The organism is Thalassospira sp. (assembly GCF_002709775.1).
Taxonomy (GTDB): Bacteria; Pseudomonadota; Alphaproteobacteria; order Rhodospirillales; family Thalassospiraceae; genus Thalassospira.
Map to the genome: position 1 here is coordinate 36622 of NZ_PAQR01000015.1, position 24368 is coordinate 60989.

Below are 24368 nucleotides of genomic sequence, written 5' to 3' on the forward strand. Positions count from 1 at the left end.
CGCCGACAACCGGCAAGGGGCCATCCAGATCATCAAAGATGCATGATCAATCGTCTGATCAACCCGCAAGCGACGCGGTATCAATCACGAAGCGGTATTTGACGTCGCCTTTGATCATGCGGTCATAGGCTGCATCAACCTCATCCGCACGGATCATTTCGATGTCTGCGACGATGTTGTGCTTGGCACAGAAATCGAGCATTTCCTGGGTTTCCGGAATGCCACCGATCAGCGAGCCTGCAAGCGAACGACGCTTGAAGATCAGGGCCGCGACATTCGGGGCCGGATGTGCTTCGGCCGGAACGCCAACCAGGGTCATGGTGCCATCACGCTTGAGCAGATTGATATAGGCATCAAGATTGTGCGGCGCTGCCACGGTATTAAGGATCAGATCGAAACTCAGCGCATGGGCTGCCATTTCGTCTTCATTGCGTGACACCACAACTTCATCCGCGCCAAGGGCCAGGGCAGCTTCGCGTTTGGATTCAGATGTCGTGAAGGCAACAACATGTGCGCCCATCGCATGGGCGATTTTCACACCCATATGGCCAAGGCCACCGATGCCGACGATGCCGACTTTCTTGCCAGGACCGGTGTTCCAGTGCTTGAGCGGGGAATAGGTGGTAATGCCCGCGCAAAGAAGCGGTGCCACAGCGGCAAGTTTGTCTTCGTCATGTTTGACATGAAGCACATAGCCTTCATTGACCACGATTTGCTGCGAATACCCACCAAGGGTATGACCCGGCGCATCTTCGGTCGGGAAGTTATAGGTCCCGATCATGCCATCGCAGTAGTTTTCATAACCGTCTGCGCATTCCGGGCATTCGCCGCAGCTGTCAACGATACAGCCGACACCCACCAGATCACCGGCTTTGAAATTCTTCACATGGCCGCCAACTTCGGTGACGCGACCAACAATCTCGTGACCGGGCACGCAAGGCCAACGGGTTCCGCCCCATTCTGCGCGCACCTGATGCAGGTCCGAGTGACAGACACCACAATAGGCGATCTCGATTTTGACATCGTGCGCGCCTGTCGCGCGGCGTTCGATATCCATGGCCTCAAGCGGTTTATCACCTGCATAGGCACCAAAAGCCTTAACTGCCAAAGCAACCTCCATAGTGTTGGTAAAAGTCATGGCGCGAAATCCGCGCCCATAATTCGAAAGATACGCGCCATCAAACTTAGTGATTAGACGGTATTATTTTCTTTCTATGATGAGCAGGGCTCATAAATTGAAAGCTATCATTTCCTGCGGGCGTACTTGCCCGTCACATCTCATACCCGGGCTTTTTGTAAAGCTGGTTCGGCTTGGCTTTGATATCGGGTTCATAGACGTCGGTTTTCCAGCTCTCCGGACCGACTTCCTCGATCGCAACCGAAACGGCTTCGTCGCCATATTCAAAGATTTCCATCACATGTTTGGTGATGGCATCTGCCAGACGCTTCTTCTCGTCTTCAGTCTTTCCCGGCCAGGCTTTGACAATGACATGGGGCATTTGGGTCGTCCTTTGTTTGAAGTTTAATTGGATATGGGAACGGTCCGACCGCAAACCATTAAGGCGTGATGCGCAGCAATCGATCACCTTCATTCGGGCCGGAGCTTCGCGGGGAGCGGTTGGTGGTAATCACATAAAGCGCATCCCCAAGCGGCAAGACATCGCGGTAGCGTTCATTGGTCGAAAGCACTTCGGTCGTCTCAGTTGCATCAAGCTGATAGGCCAGAAGCGCCTTGGCACGAAGGGCCGCAATCAACACCACATCATCAACCATGGCAATCGCCGACGGTGCCCAGGTATTGCGCCCGGCATGGATGATCGGGCTTTGCATGCCGTCGCGGCTGTCATTACCCTCGACCTCTGGCCAGCCGTAATTTGCGCCAGCCGTAATCAGGTTAAGCTCGTCATTGCCCGACTGGCCATGCTCGGCGGCGTACATCGCTCCATCCGAATTCCACGCCAATCCTTGCGGATTGCGATGCCCATAGGACCAGATATAGGATCCCGGAAACGGGTTATCATCGGGAATGGCGCCATTCGGGGTCACGCGCAGGATCTTGCCCGCCAGACTGTTCAAATCCTGCGGCAAAGCTGGATCAGCCGTCCAGCCGGTGGTGACATAAAGATATCCATCCGGACCAAAGGCAATTCGCCCGCCGTTATAAAGTCGGTGACCGGGAATACCATCCAGCAACACAGCCGTTTCACGCCATGACTGGCCGTCAAATTCTGCCGTCACAAGCTTGTTCAGCCGCGCACCGGTATCAGATCGATAGCTGTAATAAAGCCAGGCCTTGCCGCTTTGGGCAAAGTCACCGGCAAGGGCAAGCCCCATCAACCCGCTGCCGCCTTCATGCACCACCGGGTCCGAGCTTTGCAGGGCAAAACGACGCAGCTCACCATCGACAAGATGGACGATATTGCCTTCCCCCTCGGTCATGACAAAGCCCCCGTCGACCGGGCGGATCGCCCACGGGTAGGCAAGCTCATCACTGATGACATCCACCTGCCAGTCACGCGCTTGATCGGCCAATAGCGTCTCGCCCGTCAAGCTGGTGTCATTGGCAAATGCTGTGGTCGCAGATGTGCCAAGTACACAAACTGCTGCAAGGGCAAAGCAGCGCACAGTTCGGGCGTGGGGCATATGTCGCAAACTCTTGGGCATGGTTCTCATGAACATCTCTAGGGTTCCGGCATTTGAAGTGGGGGTTCGCTTTTACGCGAAATCAGCTTCCCCTTAATCTACCCGGGAAATCGGGTGCGATAATCCCGGGTAAACCAATAGAACTAATGAGCCCGGTTCATAAACCGGCGTCGGCCCATCGGGATCCACAGCGCAATCAACCCCAGAACCGTAAAGCCCCCGGTGATTGCAATCGCCTGCCGCCATCCTTCAAACAGGCCAGCTGTCCCGCCATGCTCCGCCCCGTTGGCGATCACAATGGCGATGATGGTAATCCCGACGGATGATCCCAGATAACGCGCGGTATTGTTCGCGGCACTGCCCATGGCACTGCGTTCGACCGGCACATGATGCACGGCCTGATGGCCAAGCGATGCGTTCAAAACCCCGTTCGAAATCCCCGCCACAAACAGGCCGGGCAAAACGGCGACATATCCCGCATCCGGTGCCATGAACAGCAGCGATAACTGCCCGACAAGGCAGCCGGTAATACTGACCGACAACAACAAACCCGGTGTCAGACTGCGCGGCAGATAGCGGGTCAGAAACGCCGCCACCGCCGTCATCGCTGACCAGGCTGTCAGGACAAGTGCCGCCTTGAACGGACTGAACCCGATCCCCTGTTCTAGCATCACAGGGGTCAGTGTCATCAGCGACAAAATACCCGCGCCAGATGCAAAGGCCGCGACCGTCGCCCCGACAAACCCGGCATCCTTGAACAGACCAAGCTGCAGGATCGGATTGCTTGATCGCAATTCGGTGCGAATAAATAGCGCGGTTCCCATAACGCCGATAACGGCCAAGATGCCGACAATGACATAAGCGCCTAGACGCAATTCGGTCAGTGACGCCAAAAGACACGACATGCCAATGAACAAAAGGATCGATCCCGGCACGTCAATCGGACGGGCTGCACGTTTGTCCGGGCGTCCGGGCAACAATTGATGTCCCAGCATCACCAGCAAGGCGGTTGCAATCACCACCATCCAGTGCGAACTGCGCCAGCCGCCAACGGGCAAAAGAAGGGCTGCAACAATCGGACCGATGGCAACACCAGCGCCCAGTGACGCCGCCCAGATGGCAGCCGCGCGCGCCTTGTCATGACTGCTGTCATAAAGCCGCCCGATCAGGCCAAGTCCGCACGCCGTCACCGCCGCGCAGCCAATTCCTTGCAACACACGCGCGACAATCAGGACAAAGGCATCAGGTGCAAGTGCCCCCAGGATCGAGGAGGCAAACAAAACCACAAGCCCGCCCTGAAACGTGCGTTTATAGCCGTAATTATCGCCCAATGCCCCGGCACCAAGAAGCCCGGCCGCTGCACCAAGAGGCATGCCGCTCATGATCCAGGCCTGTTCGCCGGCACTGATGGCAAAGTTTTCACCAATGGCGATGATCGTCGTCAGTGGCAGGGTAAACACCACCAGCGACAACAACGTTGCCAACGCAATAACAAGAAGTGCGGGGGCACTGGATGCCCCCGCCGCAGATTGGTCTGCCGTCATGAATGTTTATTCCGTGAACTGCGCATCGGTAACCGGTTCCAGCCACTCGACATTCTTGCCGTCTTCAAATTGCTGAACAGCATAGTGGGTGACGGAAGTGGTGTCGGTCGCACCGTGCCAGTGTTTGACACCCGGCGGGCACCAGACAACATCACCCGGCTGCATCACGTGCTTTTCCTTGCCTTCTTCCTGCACCCAACCGGTACCTTCGGTCACGATCAGCATCTGACCTGCCGGATGGGTGTGCCAGTTCGAACGTGCGCCGGGCATAAAGGTGACCTTGCCGCTATTGACGACAAACGGGTCTTTGTTTTCGAAAACCATTTCGACATAGACGTCACCGGTGAACAGGTCCGGGGAGCCCATCATGCCGGCATTGGTGCCGTTTTTGGTAATTTCCATGCCTTCGGCCATCGCGCCGGTGGCGCAAACTGTCATGGCGGAAGCGATCATAAGCGTTCTGAACATCTCGAAAATCTCCATTGGTCATATCAATTGGGCGCAGGCATCCATTCCGGGCAGCCGAAATGCTGCCCGAATACCCGCACGCGGTCTTTTCGGGAGGTAATCCTTGCCAGAACCCCGACTGTTTTGCCGGTGATCGCGTGCGCACCACGATCATCGGCAACATGTCAAAGCAGTCTTCTGCCTGTCTGGCCCAGACGCCGGGTCAAGGACCCGTCAAAGGCGATGAACCGCGTGGCGCAACCACACAACACCGCCCTCAAGCGTTTCGCTACCGATCAGGGATAATTCCTGATTGGCAGCGGGAAATTCCTGGCCGTCTCCGTGATAGTCATAGATCGATGGCACACCCTTAAGCCCATCAATGGTCGGGCAGATCAGCGTGCTTGTTTCATCAATCAGACCGGCACGCAAAAACGCCCCGTTCAATTTGCCACCACCTTCAAGCAGCAGCTTCTTCAAACCAAATTCGCTCGCCAGCACCGAAAGCGCACGGTCAAGATCCATACCATCCGGCCCGGCAAACAGGTATGAAACACCCTGCTCGCGAAGATGCTCGAGATGGCTCTCCTCGACCGTATCGGCAAGAACGACAATCGCGTGATCGCCATCAATCTCGCCCCCGTCCCAAAGCAGCCGGCCAGACGGATCAAAGGCGACCCCGACGGTTTCAGACGTGCGTGCCGCCAGATGGTTCGGGCGGTTGCGCGATGCTTCGGGTACGGCTTTTTCACGGATCCCGGCGGCGTAGTGTTCCATGGTGCGGCGGCCGACCATCCAGCCATCCGCACCAAAGGTTTCTGCCACACGGTCATAGTGACGCTCGATCAAATCATCGATGGTGCCACCATGGGGATTACCCCAACGTTCGGCCCAAAGCCGCCCGTCAAGCGAGGTAATCATGTGACAAACAATCGTGGGGCGCATGTGTCTTCCAAACTTTCCGATGGGGCTGGCAATCAGCCCTCATAGTCCTTGTCGCTGACATGCTCCATCCAGGTGACGGGGCTGCCATTGATGCTTTCCTGGATCGCGATATGCGACATCGCGGTTTCCGGGGATGCACCGTGCCAGTGTTTTTCCTCGGCCGGGAACCAGACAACATCGCCCGGGAAGATTTCCTCGATCGGGCCACCTTCACGTTGCACGCGGCCTTTACCAGACGTCACAATCAGGGTCTGACCCGCCGGATGGGTGTGCCATGCGGTACGTGCGCCCGGCTCAAAGGTCACATGTGCCCCCGATGCGCGGCCCGGTTCTTCGGCGGCAAACAGCGGATCGACACGGACAGTTCCGGTAAACCAGTCTGCCGGGCCCTTGCCCGACGGGTTTGATCCAACACGCGTGATTTTCATTTTCGATCTCCTAAATTTTGAGCCCGGCGATCGGTTGGTCGGGCATATCCTAAACCTATTCCTGTCAGCCGATTTCACTAGCCCGGAAAATCAACAAGCAATTATGAGCAGCGCTCATGAAAGGGCTTTTGATCAATGCTTGTCGAACCGGTAAGTCAGTTTCGGCCCGCCGGGCTGCCCATAGGCGAGCTCGGCTGTAATCATGGCGAACGGCTCACAGAACCGCGCAGTTCGAAGGGCGCCGGCATCACAGGGCGAAAATCCCATATCGGTAATCAGATCGGCGGCCACCGATTTGGCAGCGGCATCATCGCCGTAATACAGAACATCGGCGCGTTCACCTTTGCCCTTGTTGGCAAAGACGGTCTCAAACACCTCGCTTGGCGTGGTGTTGAATGCCGATACCCAGCGCGCCTTGGGGCGCAGGCTTGCCAGATGCTCCGCACCGGATGTCGTCGTGCCAACCACCAGATCTCGGTTTTGCAGATCGAGTGGCACACAGCAATTTACAACCACCTTGCCAGCAAGATCGCCTGCCTGGGACAACACATCATCAATCCGCGACCAGTGCACGGCGAGCAACAGCACATCGGAATTCTCGACCGCGAAGGCGACCGAACCGGACTGGCCGTTTTCGACACCATCGGCCAGACGCTTCAGTTTTGCATCACTACGGGCATAGCTGAAAATCACGTCATGCCCGGCCTTGGCCCAGAATGTGCCAAGCTTCGCGCCCATCAGGCCGGAACCCAGAATTCCAATTTTCAATTCAATTCTCCTGCTTGCGACCTGAATGATCTTATGGGGTCTTAACGCTAAAGATTGTGACTTGGTTCTCATGAAACCAGTCAAATCCACAGATTGCTCTTATGAATTTGGCTCATTGATGTAACAATACCTATATGACCAAGGGTCTGCTAAACGTATCGGTTTGTTGATGTTTCGATGCTGACCCATGCCAAGACCGACCGTTCGCCCGACCCTGCAACCGACCCTGCAACCAAACGGAGCGCAAAACATGTTGCGTGAAAATGTTGTCGACCTGCTGGCCTTCATCGCCGTTGCCCGTGCGGGAAGTTTCACGCGCGCCGCCGCCCAGATCGGCGTTTCGCAATCTGCACTCAGCCACACGGTGCGCGGTCTTGAAGAACGGCTTGGCATGCGACTTCTGTCACGCACCACACGCAAGGTCGCCCCGACCTCAGCCGGTGAACGCGTGTTGGAACGCATCGAGCCGCACTTCGCCGAGATCGATGTAGAACTGCGCGCACTGGTCGAAATGCGCGATCGCCCGGCCGGGCTGATCCGCCTGACGGCAACCGATCATGCTGCCGATACCGTCATCTGGCCAAAGCTCAAAGACGTGATCAGCGACTATCCCGAACTCAAGGTCGAAGTGAATTCGGACTACCGCCTGACCGACATCGTTTCCGAACGTTATGACGCCGGGGTCCGCCTTGGTGAACAGGTGTCCGAGGGCATGATCGGGGTTCGCATCGGCCCGGATTTCCGCATGCTGGCCGTGGCATCACCGGATTATCTTGCCAGTCACCCGGCCCCGGAAACCCCCAGCGAACTTGGCGAACATAGCTGTATTAACCTGCGCCTGCCGACCCATGACGGCTTGTATGCCTGGGAATTTGAAAAGGATGACCGCGAAATTCGCGTTCATGTCGATGGTCAGCTGACATTCAATACCATCAACCCGATCGTTGATGCTGCCCTTGCCGGCTACGGCATCGGCTACGTGCCCGAAGATCTGGTCAATGATCACATCGCTGCTGGTCGCCTGCAGGTCGTGCTCGGCGATTGGTGCCCGCCTTTCCCCGGTTATTATCTGTATTACCCGCACCGTCGGCAATCCTCGCCGGCATTCGGCGTGATTGTCGATGCGCTTCGCCATCGTGACTAGAGCGATATGTGAGCCGTGCTCATGAAACCTTTCGGGGAAGCCTGACTAATCATCGATCACTTGGGCCACTAAGCTTGCGGGATCAAAAATGATTTTACTGCCATGATCCCGCAGAAGGACGCCTTGCCCATGACCTATGCACGTTCACGCCTGATCCTTCCGGCACTTTGCATTGCCATGACGCTGGCGGCTGCACCGGCTTTGGCCCAGTCATCCAATGAGTCCCCCAATGAACAGGTTGCCTTCCCCGAAGGCTACGAAAACGGTGTGCATTACGGCACCTTCAAGCGCGGCGGCATTACCGAGGAACTCTATACCTCTCCTGCGGCGATTGCGGCTGCCAAGGCCGGTGAACCGTTTCCCGACGGCACCGTGATCATGATGGAAGATCATCGCGACGGAAAACTATATCGCTATATCGCCATGGAAAAGCGTGCCGAATGGGATGAGTACAGCGTTTCGGGATCGTGGCTGTTTCGTGAATGGGATGCCAATCGGGTCGCCAAGGCCTCCGAAGACGGCACCAGCTGCCAGTCCTGTCATACCTCGCAGGCTGAAAACGACTTTGTCTTCACCCATCACCTGATGCTGGATGACTAAGTCATGATGCGCGCCTACTGCTAAAATTGCTGCCTTTGGTTTCGTCGTGAGCTACCCTGTCAGGGATCATTCATAACCGGGCAACAACCATGCGCGCTCCTTCAGGCCAGACCGCCTATAGCGACGTGAAATCCATGTTCTTTGCCGTCGAGCAGGCCGGGCTGCGCCTTGCCATCAAGGGACGGCTGGTCGCCATTCTGGTTCTGGGCATCTGGATGGTGATCACCAGACCGCCGGAAAGATCCTTTGATATCATCTTTGCCATGGCCGTTCTGGCGATCTTCGGCCTTCTGCATTTCGCCATTATCGGCTCTGTTTGGGATCGCAAATGGGTCAAATATGCGTTCCTGACCGTCGATTACATTCTGATTTCCGGCGCGATGACAATCTTTCCACCGGAACCGTCCTTTGACCTGCCACAGTTCTTTACGTTCCGCTTCGACGTCTTTCACTATTACTACATCGTGCTGGCCGTCGCGGCCTTCAGCTTCTCACCCGGGCTGGTCTTGTGGGCGGGAGCAATCGGTGCAACAGGCTGGATGACAGCCTTCCTCTGGGTGCGCTCAAAGGTCCAAATGCCGCTGGAATGGGGCGATGCCATCCAAAGCACCAGCACCGATCAGTTTCTTTCCGTCTTCCTCAGCGACCGGTTCGTCGGCACCGGCAGCCGGGTTCAGGAAGCACTGATCTATCTGGTTGTTGCCGGTCTCATCGCCCTTGTCATGCAGCGTGCGCGTCAAACGGTGCATCGCCAGTTCGATGCCGAACGCGATCGCAACACTGTTTCGCAAATCTTTGGTCAGTTCGTGCCCGCAAGCATTGCCGATACCATGATCAAGGATCGTGGCATGCTTGATCCGGTCGAACGTGATGCCACCATCCTGTTTGTCGATATTGCCGGTTTCACCCAACTGACCGAAAACCGCGGCCCGAAAGCGACCGTGGATATCCTCAATGCCTATTTCGATGCCACCACCGATGTCATCGGCAAGCATGATGGCGTGGTCACACAGTTTCAGGGCGATGCGATCCTTGCGGTCTTCAATGTTCCCATTGCCAATGATGATCACGCCAAAAGCGCCTTTGATGCCGCCTGCGACATTCTGGACCTCGTTGGCAAAACTACCTTTGCCGGGGAAACCCTTGCGGTACGGATTGGCATCAATAGCGGTCCGGTGATTGCCGGGAATGTCGGAGGTGGTGGACGACAAAGCTATACGGTGCATGGCGATACCGTAAATCTCGCCGCACGGCTCGAAGCCATGAACAAGGATTATAGCACCTCCCTGCTTCTGACCGAAGCAACGGCGACTCTGCTTCCCGACACAGCGCTTAAGCCCATGGGTGAAGTTGCCGTGCGCGGCCATAGCACGAAGGTCGCGATCTTCTCGTTGCCGGAGTGATTTGATCTTTGCCCAAGGACAAAGCCCCCTCCCGCACGGTGGCGAAAGGGGGCTTTGACACGGGGTCGGGGGACTTTGAATTTAGTTTGCGATTTTAGTTCGCGCGGGACTCAAACACGTCCTTGGCAACCGGCATCGCGGAAAAGATGTTCGGCCAACCGGCATAGAATGCCAGATGCGACAGAACGGCCGAGGCCTCATCTTTCGAAAGCCCGTTATCCATCGCCTTGTTCAGATGGAATGGCATCTGTTCGACCTTGCTTGCCGCAATCAGGGCGGCCACGGTCACAAGACTGCGGTCACGCGGTGCGAGTGCCGGGCGCAGCCAAAGATCAAGGAACAGAAGCTGTTCGGTGTTATCGACCACACCTCGGGACACATCACCAAAGGTGTCCTGAACAAAGGTCTGGCGGGCATCCTCTGCTTCCTGGTTCAGCGGCAGCAATTCCGGATCGACGGCCGGCAGTTCGGAAACCTCGATACCGCGTTCTTCATAGATCGGTGCAATCACTTCGGCGGCAGCCGTAGCATTGCCCCAACCGGTATAGAAGGCCAGATGGGTAATGGTTTCGGAAATCTCGGCCGGGGTCACACCGGCATCAAGTGCGACATTAACGTACGTGCCAAGGTCTTCGGTGTCATGACGGGTGACAAGGGCGGCAACCGTAATCAGACCACGGTCACGCGCCGAAAGATCGTTCTGCTGCCAAAGGGTGTCAAACAGCGCATCCTGCGTATAGTTCGAAAGCGCTGGTGCCACACGCGACAGTGCCGAAAGATCGGGCGCTGAAACGCTGCTTTCCTGAGCCTGAACTGCGGGCGCTGCGAGCGAAAGGGCGAATACCGTCGATACAATCTGCTTTTTCATCTGGATCATCCTGTTTGCTTGCGTTGCGGAAAACTTCCTGTGCCGGAAGCCTTGCGAACAGAGATACGCCAGCCCCACTCAAAAACTAGGCTACCCAATTCGATAAGACCCATTAGCTCAAATCATAAGTGGACAGCAAAAACCGAAAAAACCCCGGTATTCTGGGACCCTAAGGGTGGATGAGGGGGATTCATAACTACTATCATTCAAACGGGACTACTCTGATCAAGGCTGGCAACGTAACCTTGTTCACACATTTACAGTGCCGTTCACCTCATCCGGAACGAGGGATTTGCCATGCAACTGATCCGACGCTGCCTTCTAGCCCTGCTCATGATCCTGCCAGTATCGATGGCACAGGCCCATCACGGCTGGAGCACTTTTGACTCCAGCAAGGCCTATTACATCAAGGGCACCGTTCAATATGTCCGCTGGGGCAATCCGCACAGCGAGGTCGAGATGAGCGTTGATATGGTCGCTCTGCCGGATGATCTGCGCACGCGTGACCTGCCGCCCGGTGCAAATCCGGACAATGGTGCGGCGACACTTGCTTCGGCCCGCCCCTATGACGGCGATGAGGATCGCATTCACCTGGTGCTTGCTGGTCCGGGATGGATGGAACGCTGGGGTCTTGATCGTCCGCTTGAAGAAGGCGAAGTGATCGAGGTGCTTGGCTTTATCTCCAACGAACAACCTGACGCCTTGCGTCCGGTGATGTTCTGGACCGGTGACGGGCAAGGTGTGTGGCAACAACTGACCGCCTTTTCAACGCCGCCTGAACCGGCGAACTGATTTCGTTGGCTGACATGTCAGACTGGCTCCTTGAAGCTGCCCGCACTCTGGAGGCCACGGACTTTGCGATTGCCATTCGCATGGTTCCGTGGCTTTACCCGGTGCTTGAAACCGTGCACCTGATCGGCATCAGCCTGCTGTTTGGCAGCATCATCGCGCTCGATCTCAGAATTTTGGGCGTTGCCCGGACGTCACTGCCGTTTGAAGCGATTATGCGCTTTCTGGTTCCCTTTGCCTGGGTCGGGTTTGCCTGTGCCGCGCTCAGCGGCCTCACCATGTTCATTGGCATCGCATCAACCATCACCCAAAGCGCTGCCACCCCCTGGAAATTCGCCCTGATCGGCGTTGCGGGCATCAACATGCTGATCTTTCACGCAGACAAAAAACGCCAGAGACTTACAGGCACAGCCTTGAAAGCGCCAACCCTCCCACAAAAACTCTCGGCTCTCGCCTCCATACTTTTGTGGCTAGGTGTCATATTTGCAGGTCGCATGATTGCTTACGTCTAGGCCTTCATCGACCAATCATGATTTCAGCTCATCAGTCTAAGTCAATTATCCGGGCTAATGCCTGCGGATAAACCAATTTAAACTGTTCCTAATTTGGAAAGTTCAGAGCTCCCGTCGCGCCCAGCGCGTCGTGTGCGAACGGATGCCTATGAAAACGGGCCTGATTTTCTCCTGTTTCTCATAAAAATGGCGTCGCCGGTTCGATCGGAATCACCCTGATTGGTTGATGCCTTGCAAAGGAAGAAGAATGGATAGCGAAAATCCAGGCCGCAAGGGCGGTCTGAACTGGCCGTTGCTTGCGCTTGGTGTTGGTGCGTTTGGCATTGGCACCACCGAATTTGCACCGATGGGGCTTTTGCCCGCCATGGCCGATGGTGTGGATGTCTCGATCCCAACGGCGGGAACACTTGTGACCGCCTATGCGGTCGGCGTGATGATTGGCGCACCCGTGATCACGCTTTTGTTTGGCCGCTTTAGCAAGAAAAACGCCCTTCTGTTGCTGATGGGGATTTTCGTCATCGGCAACCTGTTGTCCGCAGCAGCACCGGGCTATCTGACCCTGCTGGTATCGCGGGTTGTGACCAGCCTGTCGCAAGGCGCATTCTTTGGGTTTGGCGCGGTGGTTGCGACCAGTGTCGTGCCGCGTGAAAAACAGGCCAGTGCAGTCGCTACCATGTTTCTCGGGCTGAGCATCGCCAATATTGGCGGCGTCCCGGCTGCATCCTGGCTGGGGCAATATGTCAGTTGGCGGGCGGCCTTTGGCGGCACAGCCATGCTGGGCGTTTTGGCCATTCTGGCTTTGCAATTCGCCCTGCCCAAAGATCACCTGACAACCCGGCCCGACATTCGCGGCGAACTGGCCGCCCTTGCTAATGTCGATCTGTTGATTGCGGTTGGTACCACCGTGATGTTCGCGGGCGGGATCTTTACGATCTACACCTATGTCGCCCCGATGCTTGAAACGCTTGCCGGGGCCAGTGGCGATTTCATCACCATGGCTTTGATCTTGATCGGGCTGGGTTTCACGGTCGGCAACTGGACCGGCGGCAAGGTCGCCGACTGGTCGCTTGACGGAGCCACTTTCCTGTTTCTCGCCGGCATGGGAACGATTTCGATCATCATGGCCTTTGCGATGGGAAATCTGGCAACCGCGGCACTAAGCCTGTTTCTGTGGGCAGCTATTGCCTTTGGCATCGTCCCGGCCTTGCAAATTCGCGCCATGAAGGAAGCCGCCAACGCGCCAAGTCTGGCGGCTGCGATCAATATCGCCGCCTTCAACTTTGGCAATGCCGTCGGGGCCAGTGTTGGTGGGGGTGTGATCACCGCCGGACTGGGGTATGCGGCCTTGCCCGTCGCGGCTGGTTTTATGGCCTTTGGCGGGGTTGGCCTCGTTTGGGCTGCGCGTCGCCGCAGCCAACGCAAACTTGTCATTCAAGGAGCCTGATTGGCACCAGAATCTGCTTTAGGTGTTGATCACGGCGAACCATGGCGCTCCGGTAATGCCAACCTGTCTGGTTAAACGACCTGCCGTGCTTTCGGCTTGTTAGCAGCCAGGCGTTCAAGAAGGTTGGTCTGTTTTTCCAGGCACTGTTTAAGGTCGAAATTTGCGGTGATGGTTGCGCGGGCTTGCTCGCGCATGGGGTCCAGTCTGCTCTGGTTTGTCAGGCAGAAATGCATCTTGTCGGCAAGGGCTTCGCTGTCCCAGAAATCGGTCATCAAGCCGTTCTGCTGGTCACGAATGACATCCTGGCAGGGCCCGGTATTGGACGCAATGACAGGTGCCCGGCAGGACATGGCCTCAAGCACCGACCAGGAAAGGACGAACGGATATGTCAGATAGATATGGGCAGAGCTGATCTGATAAAGCTTGATCAGCTGGTCATGGGGGATCTGGCCAAGAAAATGGATGCGTTTCGGATTGATGCCGGTTTCGGTCATCATGGCATCGCGCCAGGTGCGGCTATCTGATCGCGGTTGGCCGTAACTGACCCCGTCGCCCCCGGCGATGACGAACTCGGCATCCGGGCAGCGCTCTGCCAGTTTGGCCGCCGCACGCATGAAGGTCGGAAAGCCGCGATAAGGCTCAAGATCGCGGGCAACATAGGTAACCACCTGATTGTCCGGGCCAAGGGTTTTGCCATTGGGCAAGGTCAGGCACGCGTTCGGATTGGGGCGACACCGATAGGTGTCGACACCCTCGTGGCACACGCCAATCTTGTGGTGATAGGCAACCGGGAATGCTGATTTTTGCCATCTGGTCGGGCTGATGGCGGCATCAAGCTGATCAAGGGTGCTCAGTTGCGCAGCATTGCGCAAACGAAGCTGTGTGCGCTTTGCCAGTGTGACGTCATCATCGGGATCAAACCCGACATCGCGCCCGCTGGCGTGATAGTAATGCTCGCAATACCCAATCAGCGGCGTTTGTGGCAGCACATCGCGGGCAAACATCATGCTGCCCCAGCCGATATGGCCGTAAACAATGTCTGGCGCGCCTTCTTCGCGCACAAGGCTTTCAAGGGTTCTGGCCGCCTTCAGACCCACATCCTGATGATATTGCGCAAAGGGTGTGGCAGGCGGTGGGGGTGTGACCGGCTGACGGAGCGTCCGGATGCCGGGCAGTTGCACATTCATGGCTTCGCACAGGAACGAAACCTGCCATCCGGCATTGGCCAGATGGCAGGCAAGATGCACAAACTGTCCAGGTCCATGACGATGAACGAGGACAATTTTCATCTTCTGTTTCGGACCTCCTGCGCGGCGATGGACCCATTGATGGGAGCACCCCCGTACCTAAGCGTCTGCGTCCAGAATTCTTCCAGCCTGCGCAAGGTGCGCAGGGCTGTTTCCATCTCTTGCTGATCTTCAAGATTACTGGTCAGGGCGTCGTGATATTCCTCGTGGAATTCATGCAATGCCTGACAGAGTTCATGGCCCTTCTCGGTTAATTTCAGACGGGCAGAGCGCCTGTCACGTGCCATGACTTGGCGTTCGACATAGCCTGATTCTGCGAGCTGTTTAAGATTATAAGACGCGTTTGAGCCCATATAGTGGCCACGATCCAGAAGGTCGCGCACCGAGAGTTCATCTTCGCCGATGTTAAAAAGCAGCGCCACTTGTGCCGGGCTGATGTCATCCTTTCCGAGTCGGATAAGGTCTACCCGTAACAAGTCCACAAACCGCCGATAGATACGCTCGACGGTATTTGCCAGTTCAAGATGAGTGACGGTCATAAGTTTCGATCCGTTATCTGGTCCCAAGCGAGAGTTGATGCCAAGGTGGGTTTGCCTAGACACAATTTTCGTATTGGGGAAGATAACAAGACGTTGTTCTTGAACGATTTTTCCGAACGCCTTTTACTTCCCGCAGTTTGCTCGTTTTTTGGAAAGTAATTCTAAAGTATTTTTATTTTCGAATTACTTTCAATATTGATGTTTTTACATTGTCTAATCATCAACATGAGATCGACATATTTAAATTTATTGTAGATCATCATGTCATCGCAACTATGTGATTAGATTGCGGAAAAACTATGACTTTTGCTTATTTGGATGATTTTTGATGCAATTTCGTCGCGAAAAGCTGGCAAAACCGGTGAATTCGAAGGAAGCCCGGCCCGAACTTGATACAAGATCGGTCATTCGCGAGGCCCGCTTTACATTCGTGCGCGGTCTGGGCTGGGCCGGTGTCATGAGCGGCTTTATCAATATTCTTCAACTCACCGTGCCACTGTTCATGCTTCAGGTGCATGATCGGGTGATCAACAGCCAAAGCACCGATACCCTGCTTTTGCTTCTGGTGATCGCGATTGGGGCGATCATTCTTTATGGCATCCTTGATTTCCTGCGAGCACTTGTCTTTCAGGAAATGGCGAAATCGCTGTTACGGCGCTTGAACCTGCCGGCAATCTCGGCGGCCATGCGGGTGGCGCTTGAAAAGGGGTCTCTGCATGGAACTCAGGTCCTGCGCGATCTGTCCGATCTGCGCAATTTCATCACCGGCACCACCATCGCCGCCCCGCTTGAGGCCCTTTGGGCACCAATCTTTCTTTTCGTGATGTTTGCCCTGCATCCCTATTACGGGATCGCCGGACTGGTGGCGGTTCTGACCCTGATCGGGTTGAGTTTGCTGGGCGATTTGATGGTTCGTCAGGTCACCAAGGAAGGAACCGACGCCAATCTGCGCAATATCGGCGATATCGGATCGACCGTCTCGAACGCAGAAGTGATCGAAGCAATGGGCATGATGCCAGCCCTTGCCCTGCGCTGGCGACAGGCACAAATCCACGCAAGCGAGTTGCTTGATGTTGGCAACATGCGCAGCAAGGGCATGTATTCCATGACCCGATCTGCGCGGTTTGGCATGCAGATCATTGTTCTGGCGATGGGGGCCTACCTTGTCATTCGCGGTGAAACCACGCCCGGTGCCATGATTGGCGGTACGGTGATCATGGGGCGGTTGCTGCTGCCCTTTGATAACGTTACCCGCGACTGGCGGGCATGGGTCGGGGCTGCTTCATCATGGAAGCGCATTCGCCTGATGCTTGAAGAAAGCCAGTCCGAGCGCGAAATCAAACCCACCCCGCGTTCCGAAGGACCGCTTATTGTTGATAATCTGGTCTATGCGGTGCCGGGATCAAATGTGCCGGTTCTGCGCGGGATCAATTTTGAATTGGTGCCAGGTGACATCCTTGGTGTTGTCGGGCCGTCAGCAGCCGGCAAATCAACCCTGTCAAGATTGCTGGTCGGAACCGCAAAGCCTGCGACAGGGGGTGTCTATCTTGACGGGCACAACGCCTATCTGTGGGAGCGCGGATCGTTCGGCGATATGGTCGGCTATTTGCCGCAGTCGGTATCGCTTCTGAACGGGACCATCCGCGACAATATCAGCCGCATGCGTGACGCCAATCCGCGCAAGGTGATCGAGGCCGCCCGTGCGGCGGGCGTTCATGAAATGATCGGGCGATTGCCGCTGGGCTATGACACGCCGATTGGTGCCGGGCGCCATACCCTGTCGGGTGGGCAACAGCAGCGCATTGCGCTGGCGCGTGCGCTTTATGGCTGGCCGCGCTTGCTGGTGCTTGATGAACCCAATGCCAACCTTGATGCCGAAGGCGAAGCATCCCTGATACGTGCCGTCCGCCAGGCCGCCGAGTCCGGTGCAATGGTCGTGCTGATCGCCCATCGTCAAAGCATCATGCAATACGCCAACAAGCTTCTGGTGATGCAGGACGGGCGGGTCAAACAGTTCGGTGAACGAACGGACGTGATCCGCAATCTGTCCAATGAAAGCGACGACATCAAAAGCCTGCCCCCGGTAAAGCGCAAACACGAAAACGGAGGTGCAGCATGACCCGTGTCCTTAACCTCGAAGGTGGCGGTGGGGCTTTGCCCACCGAAGAATCACAAGTCGCCTGGCATCAGATCCTGTCAGAAGAACGCGACGCATCGCGCCAAAGCCTGCGCAAGCCGGTTCTGGCTGGATTGTTCGTCATCGTGTTGGGATTTGGCGGCTTTTTGACATGGGGTTTTACCGCCAAACTTGATAGCGCTGCTGTCGCCACCGGTTCGGTGATTGTCGATTCCAAAAAGCGCGTCGTGAACCACTATGAGGGCGGCATCCTCAAAAAGCTTCTGGTCGAAGAAGGCGAACATGTCCTTGCTGGTCAGGCTCTGGCGCTTCTTGATGGAACACGGAGCGAGTCGGAATTGGGTCAGCTTCGCGGTGAACGATTTGGTCTGATGGCCAAGCTTTCCCGATTGCGTGCAGAACAGCGTGGGCAGGAAAACATCGCGTTCCCGCAGGAACTTCTGGCCAGTGAAGAAGGGTATGTCGGCGATATCCTGAGCGATGAGGAACGGCTGTTTGCCAAGCGCAAGGAAGTCTATGCCGCCAAACGCGACGCCCAGGCCAAACAGATCGAGCAGTTTGACGCCGAAGCAGAAGCACTGGTATCCCAGATCAATGCCCGGACCCGTCAGGAAAAGCTCGTCGCCGAGCAACTCAAAGGCATCCGGGAGCTCGCCGACAAGGGCTTTGCCACCCGCACCCAACTGGTCGAGATCGAAAATAACTGGTCGGATCTGGTTGGGGATATGGGCGAATTCAAAGCCCAACGTGCGGCCGCCCAACAACAAAAAGCCGAAGCCGAGATCAATCTGGCCTCGATCGAAATGGAATGGCAAAGCGACATCGCAACCGAAATTCAGGAAGCCCAGCTTGCCCTGAATGATGTCACGCAACGTATTCGCGCAAGTCAGGATGTTCTGGATCGTCTTGAAGTCCGCGCGCCACAGGCCGGGACGGTTGCCAATATCCAGATCAGAACGCCAGGCGGTGTGATCAGTCCGGCTGAACCGATCATGGATATCATCCCCGAAGACGAACCACTGGTGATCGAAGCCCGCATCAACCGACAGGATATCGACTCGGTCCAGGTCGGCTCAAAAGCGCAAATTCGTCTGACGGCTTATAGCCAGCGCCGGTTGGCACCCCTGAATGGCGAGGTAAGCTATGTTGCGGCGGACCAAACCGTCGATGAACAGCGCGATGCATCCTATTACATCGTGCGTGCGGCCATTGATCCGGCCGAGCTGGCAAAACATGACGACATCAATCTGCGTCCGGGTATGCCGGCCAATATTCTGGTTTTGAAAACACCGCGCAAGGCGATCGATTACCTGATCGATCCGATCACCCAAAGCATGGAAAAGGCCTTCCGCGAAGAGTAATCCTCCCCCGCGTAACGCGGATCCAACTCAGGGCCAATCGCGGTTTTTCGCCGGGTTGGCCCTTTTCTTTTCAAGTATAGATCGAATTTTGAAGTAAATAATAAATAAAGTAGAACTAGTATTTTCGTAGTAAATACAATAAATATCAAACTAAGTCATAATGTTGACAAAATAAAAACACGACAATACCCTCCAATGAGAAAGTAAAAAAATATAGGATTTCTGAGTGGCCGTTTTCCACGGGACTCAGAACGTCCAGAGGGAACGGCCATCCTCTCGTGAGGGAAACATCCCCGCGATGTCATTAATGTTGGGACACGAAGGAGGATTACATGGCAACTCTCGAAGGCGGCGCCTTTGATGATGCGCTTCTCGGATCTCGTTTCAGTGACGTCATCTTTGGACGTGGCGGAGACGACACAATCTTCGGACAAGGTGATGACGACGTTCTGTTCGGCGAAGAAGGCGATGATGCCTTGTTCGGCGGATCAGGCGACGATGTTGCCATTGGTGGCGAAGGTGATGATCTTCTGTTTGGTGGATCGGGTGACGATGCACTGATCGGAGGTGCCGGGAGCGACCTGCTGTCAGGTGGCTCTGGCGAAGACGTTCTGTCAGGTGGATCGGGTGACGATATCATGCTTGGCGGATCTGGTGACGATGTTCTCGACGGCGGTTCTGGCGATGACGTCATGATCGGCGGCGGTGGCGACGACATCATGCTCGGCGGTGCCGGTGATGATGTCATGCTTGGCGGTTCTGGAAACGATGTTCTCCAGGGTGGCGAAGGTGACGACGTTCTCTTGGGCGGCTCCGGGGATGATGTCCTCGAAGGCGGTGCAGGGGACGATGTTCTGTCCGGTGGTTCCGGCGCAGATACCTTTGTCTTCTCTGGCGGCGGCGGCAACGATGTCGTGCTCGACTTCCAGGCTGGCGAGGACATGCTTTCCATTAGCAGCAATATCAACGACACCGGCATCGAAAGTGCCGATGACGTTGCTGCACGTGCAACGCAAGTTGGCGCCAACACTGTCATTGACCTTGGGAATGGGGATTCCATCACCCTGAACAATGTCAATGCAGAAGACATCCAGGACGATCCGGACAGCTTCTTTAGCGTTCAGTAATCCAATGCGGACGTCCGCAGCTTCGGCTGCGGGCGACCCGTCCTGATCTTCAAGTAAGTGAAAGAATGTCATGCTTGAATTTGCCTCGTCCGATGCAGTGCGGACGACCGGCGAAGCGCCCGGTGTTTGCCTGCTGAACCCTGATACGTTGTTGTTGAGTTGGGATACGCCCACCCGTTTGTGGGAAGTTCCCAAGCTTGAAACGATTGATGGTGCTGCGATTTCGCCGCAGGCCACATTGCGGCTGCCGCTTGACGGGGGCGGAACCCGATTGCTGCGCGTCATCCGCCGCCCGGTAGATGAACCGGTCACAATCCTGGCCGAGGCCGGAACGCTTGGCCGCAAGGACGAGATCACAATTGACCCCGATGGCGATTTTGAATTCGCCAGTGCATCAACGCTTTTGAACGGCGTGACGCCTGCCGGGCGCTTGTCGTTGGTGTCGACCCTTCTGGGGATGTGGGCAAGCCTGTTCCGGTTGCGCTTGTCCAAAAGCTACAACAGCTTCCTGCGTCAACTCGTCGCCGAGATTATCGACCGGCCAAAGCCGGCCAAGGCGGTCGCAAAACTGTCCGATGAAAAGATACTGCTGGCCGCGGCATTGCCCGATGCCTTTAACGATATCGAGGCGGTCTTCATTGGTGCCCCGTCCGGGTTCAAGCGTCTGACACAGCTCCCCCATATCAGTCAGACCGGGCCGCGCGGGCAAAAGCTTGCTTATATGATTGCCGATCGGGCAAGCACCGAAGCCGGGGCCTATCTGGTTGTGACCGGTGTGCGCACCCTTGCTGTGCGCCATTTGCCCGATGCATCAAGCCTGCCATCGCTGGCCCGCTGGTGGCAAAAACAGGGCAAGTCGGATGCCGATTTGCGCGAATACATCATTGGTGCGCTGGCACGTTCTGACATGAAGTCCAGCAAGGCTGCGATTGAATTCCAGCTGCGCTGTCCGCTCTCAAGCCAGCGTGTATCGGGTGGCGGATCGCTTCCCAGTGGTGAAGTCGATCTTGCGGTCACGACCGCACGCGGCACCTTGATTGGGGGCTGGTATCGCGATCCGGTCGATATGATTGCCAGCATCGATCTTCTTGATAGCAACGGTATCGCTCATCCGTTCGGGGATGGATTTTATCGCTATCAGGGCAATGTGCAGGATGATGACCGCACCGTTCCGGCGACCGGCTTTGTCGGCTTCTATCAGGATATCCAAAGCCCGGTGCCGATCCTGCAGCCCAGAAGCCTGATGCGCCTGAAATCAGGTAACCGGCATCTGATGGTCCCGCCGGCCCAGCCGATTGACCCGGCCGAGGCGCGCGCACGCATCCTGCGCGCCGTCCCCCCACAACACCTGACCGCCGACATTATCGAACACTGCCTCGCACCTGTGATTGGGGATCTGCAGCAAAAACTGATGGCATCGGCCAAGGTTGACCGGGTGATTGAAATCGGCACCCCGCACGACGATCCGGACGTCTCGATCATTGTGCCGCTTTATCGTGTTTTGGGGTTCCTGCGCGCCCAAGTGGGTGCCTTTGCCTGTGACGACTGGGTCGCGAAATATTGTGAATTGGTCTTTGTCCTTGATTCCCCCGAACAGGCCGAAGAATGCGAACATTTGCTGCGCGGTCTGCATGTTCTCTATGGCATCCCGATGCGCCTAGTGGTGATGACGCGCAATGGTGGCTACGCCCGGGCGTGCAATGCCGGGGCAGAACAGGCGCATGGTCATTTTCTGGCCATGCTCAATTCCGATGTCATCCCCCACACACCCGGCTGGGCGCAAGGCATGGCCTCCAAACTCGGTGGCGCGGACGAGGTCGCAGTCGTCGGTCCGAAACTTCTGTTTGAAGATGGCTCGATCCAGCATGCCGGGATGTATTTTGCTCGCAATGAAAGCGGCAAATGGCTGAACTACCACTATCACAAAGGCATGCCCGACCAGTTCAGGGACGCCAATATTGAACGCTCGGTCCCCGGTGTCACCGGCGCCTGCATGATGATCCATCGCGATGCCTTTGACGCGGTCGGCGGCTTTACCGAGGACTATGTCATTGGCGATTACGAAGACAGCGATCTTTGCCTGAAAATTCGCAAGGCCGATTTCGACATCAAATACGTCCCTGATGTCAGCCTCTATCATTTTGAGCGCAAATCCATCTTCACCCATGTCGACTACATGCGCGGTGTCGCTGCCGAATATAACGCCTGGCTGCATGCGTCGCGTTGGGCGGATGCGCTCGAAGACCTTCACACCAACGGTGTGCCGCAATACCGATCGCAAAAAAACCCTGACGGAGAAGCGGCATGAGTCAGGTTCTTGCATTGTCCGACCACCAATCCCCACTGACATCCGATATGGCCGACACCCATCTTGCATGGCTGTGCCAACAGGTCATTGCTAACCGTTTTCTGCCGATCCCGCCCGAAGAAGACGTCTTTGTCGGCGATGGCGATTACCGCGCCATCGGGGCGGAATTCCTGGATCATTTTGTCCGCATGGGCGGGCTTAAAACCACCGAGGATGTTCTTGATATCGGTTGTGGCATCGGCCGCATTGCCGTCCCGCTGACACAGTTCCTGAACCGCGAAAAGGCGATCTATCGCGGCATGGATCCGGTGCGCGGCGGCATTGACTGGTGCAAACGTGCCATCACGCCTGCCTATCCGAATTTCCGGTTTGAATGTTCGGACATCCGCAATGAACTCTACAACCCCGAAGGCGAAATCAGCGGGCGCAGCATGCGACTGCCTTTTCAGGACGGAACATTCGATTTCACTGCAATGATCTCGGTGGCAACCCACCTGCCGCCAGACGAAATCGAAGCCTATTGTTCCGAGGTCTTTCGTGTGCTGCGCCCGGGCGGGCGGCTGTTTCTGACCGCTTTTGTCATCCGCGAAGATGACGATCCCTCGCATCCTGACCGCGATGCCCGCCTCAAGGGCTTCGAAAAGGCCGAAGGCCAGCCTTGCTGGCATCTGCGCGGTGAAAACCCGATGGCGGCCGTCGGCATTGATGATGTTTTTCTGGATGGTGCCCTGACGAATGCCGGGTTCGATATCCACGCCAAAAGCTTTGGCGCATGGCGTGGTGTTGCTTCTGCCCATTACCAGGATTTCCTGATTGCCCAGAAACCACGGAGGAGCTCATGAACCCGCGGATAATGGTGCTTGCCCACAATCATCCCGATCTGCATCCGGGTGGGACTGAAATCTTCGCCCATGACCTGTTTCATGCCTACAAGCGTGCGGAATGCGATGCGCTTTTCATCGGCGCGACCAACGATGTTCATCGTGAACGCCGCCCGGGCACGAGTTTCCAGGCGATCAATGATGCTGGTGATGAAATGCTGTTCTGGGCCGGGCATTTTGATCGCTTCAACATGTCGCAGACCGATCTTTATGCGGTGGCCCCGGATTTCGCACGCCTTCTGAAAAGCTGGGCCCCGGATGTGGTGCATATTCATCATCTGGTGCTGTGGGGCATCGAATTGCCGATGCTGATCCGCCGTGTTCTGCCGAACTGCCGGATCGTCATGACCCTGCATGACTATTATCAGATCTGCCCGAATGACGGTCTGATGATCCATCGCGCGACCAAGACCCGCTACACCAAGGCCGACGCCATCGGGCGTTTGTCCGGGCTTGATGGTTTTACCCCTGATCAGCACGCGATGCGTGCGGTCAATCTGCGCAATCACCTGCGCGTGGTCGATCATTTCATCTCGCCCAGCGAGTTTTTGCGTGATCGCTATATCGACTGGGGCATCGATCCTGACAGGATCTCGGTCATCCACAATGGTCGGCCAACTGTGCCCGCCGCGCCCAAACGCGATATCGGGTCGGCCGGGATGCCCAATGTCTTTGGCTATTTCGGCAATCTCAACCCGTGGAAGGGCGCGGATGTCCTGCTTGAAGCCGGACGTATCCTTGCGGCAGGCGAGGTCGATTTCAATCTGCGCATCCATGGTGCCGCCCTGTATCAGACCGATCAATTCACCACCCGCATTGCTGATCTGGTCGAACAAAGCGGCCCGCAGGTGAGCCACATCGGCGCCTATCAACGCGAAGATATCCCCGATCTGATGGCCCGGGTCGATTGGGTCGTTGTGCCCTCGATCTGGTGGGAAAACGCGCCTTTGGTCATTCAGGAAGCCTTCCAGCATGGCCGCCCGGTGATCACCAGTTCAATCGGCGGCATGGCCGAAATGGTGCGCAATGGCCATGACGGCCTTCATGTCCGCCCCGATGACCCGGCCGAGCTTGCCCGCGTCATGAAGGACTGCGCAACCAATCCGAAACTCTGGAAAAAACTGTCCGGCCATGTCCGCCCTCCGGCCGGGATCGATGATGTCGCCCAGGAATATCTGGCGATGATCCGCCGGATGGTTCGCCCTGATTTTGTTGCCGCCTGACGTTGAACAA

At 56.4% G+C, this 24368-nt stretch carries 23 protein-coding genes; 12 read left to right on the forward strand and 11 right to left on the reverse strand.

The features are described from left to right. Positions 1-58 precede the first annotated feature (58 nt). From CMO10_RS07470 to CMO10_RS07505, 8 genes are all read right to left on the reverse strand, one after another. On the reverse strand, positions 59-1138 hold the full coding sequence (locus tag CMO10_RS07470; RefSeq protein ID WP_472910354.1) for an NAD(P)-dependent alcohol dehydrogenase: 1080 nt from the start codon (positions 1136-1138) through the stop codon (positions 59-61). Positions 1139-1271: 133 nt separating this feature from the next. After that, complete coding sequence (locus CMO10_RS07475) at positions 1272-1499, reverse strand: tautomerase family protein (RefSeq protein WP_297020304.1); 228 nt, start codon at positions 1497-1499, stop codon at positions 1272-1274. A gap of 58 nt (positions 1500-1557) precedes the next feature. Continuing rightward, a complete protein-coding gene (locus tag CMO10_RS07480; RefSeq protein WP_297020307.1) occupies positions 1558-2643 on the reverse strand; it encodes a PQQ-dependent sugar dehydrogenase in 1086 nt (361 codons plus the stop codon). Positions 2644-2786: 143 nt separating this feature from the next. Further along, on the reverse strand, positions 2787-4187 hold the full coding sequence (locus CMO10_RS07485) for an MFS transporter (RefSeq protein ID WP_297020309.1): 1401 nt from the start codon (positions 4185-4187) through the stop codon (positions 2787-2789). Between the two features lie 6 nt (positions 4188-4193). Beyond that, the gene (locus CMO10_RS07490) at positions 4194-4655 is read right to left on the reverse strand and encodes a (R)-mandelonitrile lyase (protein ID WP_297020312.1); all 462 of its coding nucleotides are present in this window, start codon (positions 4653-4655) and stop codon (positions 4194-4196) included. Positions 4656-4868: 213 nt separating this feature from the next. Then, a complete protein-coding gene (locus tag CMO10_RS07495) occupies positions 4869-5579 on the reverse strand; it encodes a dihydrofolate reductase family protein (protein WP_297020315.1) in 711 nt (236 codons plus the stop codon). A 32-nt stretch (positions 5580-5611) separates the two neighbouring features. Beyond that, on the reverse strand, positions 5612-6007 hold the full coding sequence (locus tag CMO10_RS07500) for a (R)-mandelonitrile lyase (RefSeq protein ID WP_044827939.1): 396 nt from the start codon (positions 6005-6007) through the stop codon (positions 5612-5614). A 132-nt stretch (positions 6008-6139) separates the two neighbouring features. Next, positions 6140-6775: an NADPH-dependent F420 reductase gene (locus CMO10_RS07505; protein ID WP_472910355.1), complete on the reverse strand. Its 636-nt coding sequence runs from the start codon at positions 6773-6775 to the stop codon at positions 6140-6142. Positions 6776-7025: 250 nt separating this feature from the next. Between CMO10_RS07505 and CMO10_RS07510 the strand changes: the two genes are divergently transcribed. The 3 genes from CMO10_RS07510 (at position 7026) to CMO10_RS07520 (ending at position 9922) form a co-directional block, all read left to right on the forward strand. Then, entirely contained in the window at positions 7026-7919 is an 894-nt protein-coding gene (locus tag CMO10_RS07510; protein ID WP_044827937.1) for a LysR family transcriptional regulator, read from the forward strand. 129 nt (positions 7920-8048) lie between these two features. Beyond that, the gene (locus tag CMO10_RS07515) at positions 8049-8519 is read left to right on the forward strand and encodes a cytochrome P460 family protein (RefSeq protein ID WP_297020324.1); all 471 of its coding nucleotides are present in this window, start codon (positions 8049-8051) and stop codon (positions 8517-8519) included. Positions 8520-8608: 89 nt separating this feature from the next. Then, on the forward strand, positions 8609-9922 hold the full coding sequence (locus CMO10_RS07520; RefSeq protein ID WP_297020325.1) for an adenylate/guanylate cyclase domain-containing protein: 1314 nt from the start codon (positions 8609-8611) through the stop codon (positions 9920-9922). 94 nt (positions 9923-10016) lie between these two features. Here CMO10_RS07520 and CMO10_RS07525 read toward each other — a convergent pair whose 3' ends face one another. Further along, positions 10017-10790 (reverse strand): carboxymuconolactone decarboxylase family protein, encoded by a 774-nt coding sequence (locus tag CMO10_RS07525; protein ID WP_297020328.1) that lies wholly within the window; start codon positions 10788-10790, stop codon positions 10017-10019. Positions 10791-11087: 297 nt separating this feature from the next. Between CMO10_RS07525 and CMO10_RS07530 the strand changes: the two genes are divergently transcribed. From CMO10_RS07530 to CMO10_RS07540, 3 genes are all read left to right on the forward strand, one after another. After that, entirely contained in the window at positions 11088-11582 is a 495-nt protein-coding gene (locus tag CMO10_RS07530) for a DUF6152 family protein (protein WP_297020331.1), read from the forward strand. A 14-nt stretch (positions 11583-11596) separates the two neighbouring features. After that, a complete protein-coding gene (locus CMO10_RS07535) occupies positions 11597-12091 on the forward strand; it encodes a DUF6644 family protein (protein ID WP_297020333.1) in 495 nt (164 codons plus the stop codon). 247 nt (positions 12092-12338) lie between these two features. Continuing rightward, positions 12339-13535, forward strand: coding sequence for an MFS transporter (locus tag CMO10_RS07540; protein ID WP_297020335.1), 1197 nt, complete (start codon positions 12339-12341; stop codon positions 13533-13535). Positions 13536-13606: 71 nt separating this feature from the next. Here CMO10_RS07540 and CMO10_RS07545 read toward each other — a convergent pair whose 3' ends face one another. Continuing rightward, complete coding sequence (locus CMO10_RS07545; RefSeq protein ID WP_297020338.1) at positions 13607-14824, reverse strand: glycosyltransferase; 1218 nt, start codon at positions 14822-14824, stop codon at positions 13607-13609. Continuing rightward, positions 14821-15321 (reverse strand): MarR family winged helix-turn-helix transcriptional regulator, encoded by a 501-nt coding sequence (locus tag CMO10_RS07550; RefSeq protein ID WP_297020341.1) that lies wholly within the window; start codon positions 15319-15321, stop codon positions 14821-14823. Before CMO10_RS07550 ends, CMO10_RS07545 begins: the two co-directional genes overlap by 4 nt. Before the next feature lie 328 nt (positions 15322-15649). On the opposite strand from CMO10_RS07550, the gene CMO10_RS07555 reads away from it, so the two are divergent. The 6 genes from CMO10_RS07555 to CMO10_RS07580 all read left to right on the forward strand — a co-directional run bounded on the left by CMO10_RS07555 (position 15650) and on the right by CMO10_RS07580 (position 24358). Then, complete coding sequence (locus tag CMO10_RS07555) at positions 15650-17440, forward strand: type I secretion system permease/ATPase (RefSeq protein WP_297020343.1); 1791 nt, start codon at positions 15650-15652, stop codon at positions 17438-17440. Next, positions 17437-18819 (forward strand): HlyD family type I secretion periplasmic adaptor subunit, encoded by a 1383-nt coding sequence (locus CMO10_RS07560; RefSeq protein WP_297020346.1) that lies wholly within the window; start codon positions 17437-17439, stop codon positions 18817-18819. The genes CMO10_RS07555 and CMO10_RS07560 overlap by 4 nt, the downstream gene beginning before the upstream one ends. 332 nt (positions 18820-19151) lie before the next feature. Then, positions 19152-19946: a calcium-binding protein gene (locus tag CMO10_RS07565; protein WP_297020349.1), complete on the forward strand. Its 795-nt coding sequence runs from the start codon at positions 19152-19154 to the stop codon at positions 19944-19946. Positions 19947-20016: 70 nt separating this feature from the next. Then, the gene (locus tag CMO10_RS07570) at positions 20017-22254 is read left to right on the forward strand and encodes a glycosyltransferase family 2 protein (protein WP_297020352.1); all 2238 of its coding nucleotides are present in this window, start codon (positions 20017-20019) and stop codon (positions 22252-22254) included. Then, the gene (locus tag CMO10_RS07575; RefSeq protein ID WP_297020355.1) at positions 22251-23096 is read left to right on the forward strand and encodes a class I SAM-dependent methyltransferase; all 846 of its coding nucleotides are present in this window, start codon (positions 22251-22253) and stop codon (positions 23094-23096) included. The genes CMO10_RS07570 and CMO10_RS07575 overlap by 4 nt, the downstream gene beginning before the upstream one ends. Continuing rightward, positions 23093-24358, forward strand: coding sequence for a glycosyltransferase family 4 protein (locus CMO10_RS07580; protein WP_297020357.1), 1266 nt, complete (start codon positions 23093-23095; stop codon positions 24356-24358). The genes CMO10_RS07575 and CMO10_RS07580 overlap by 4 nt, the downstream gene beginning before the upstream one ends. The last annotated feature ends 10 nt before the right edge of the window (positions 24359-24368 follow it).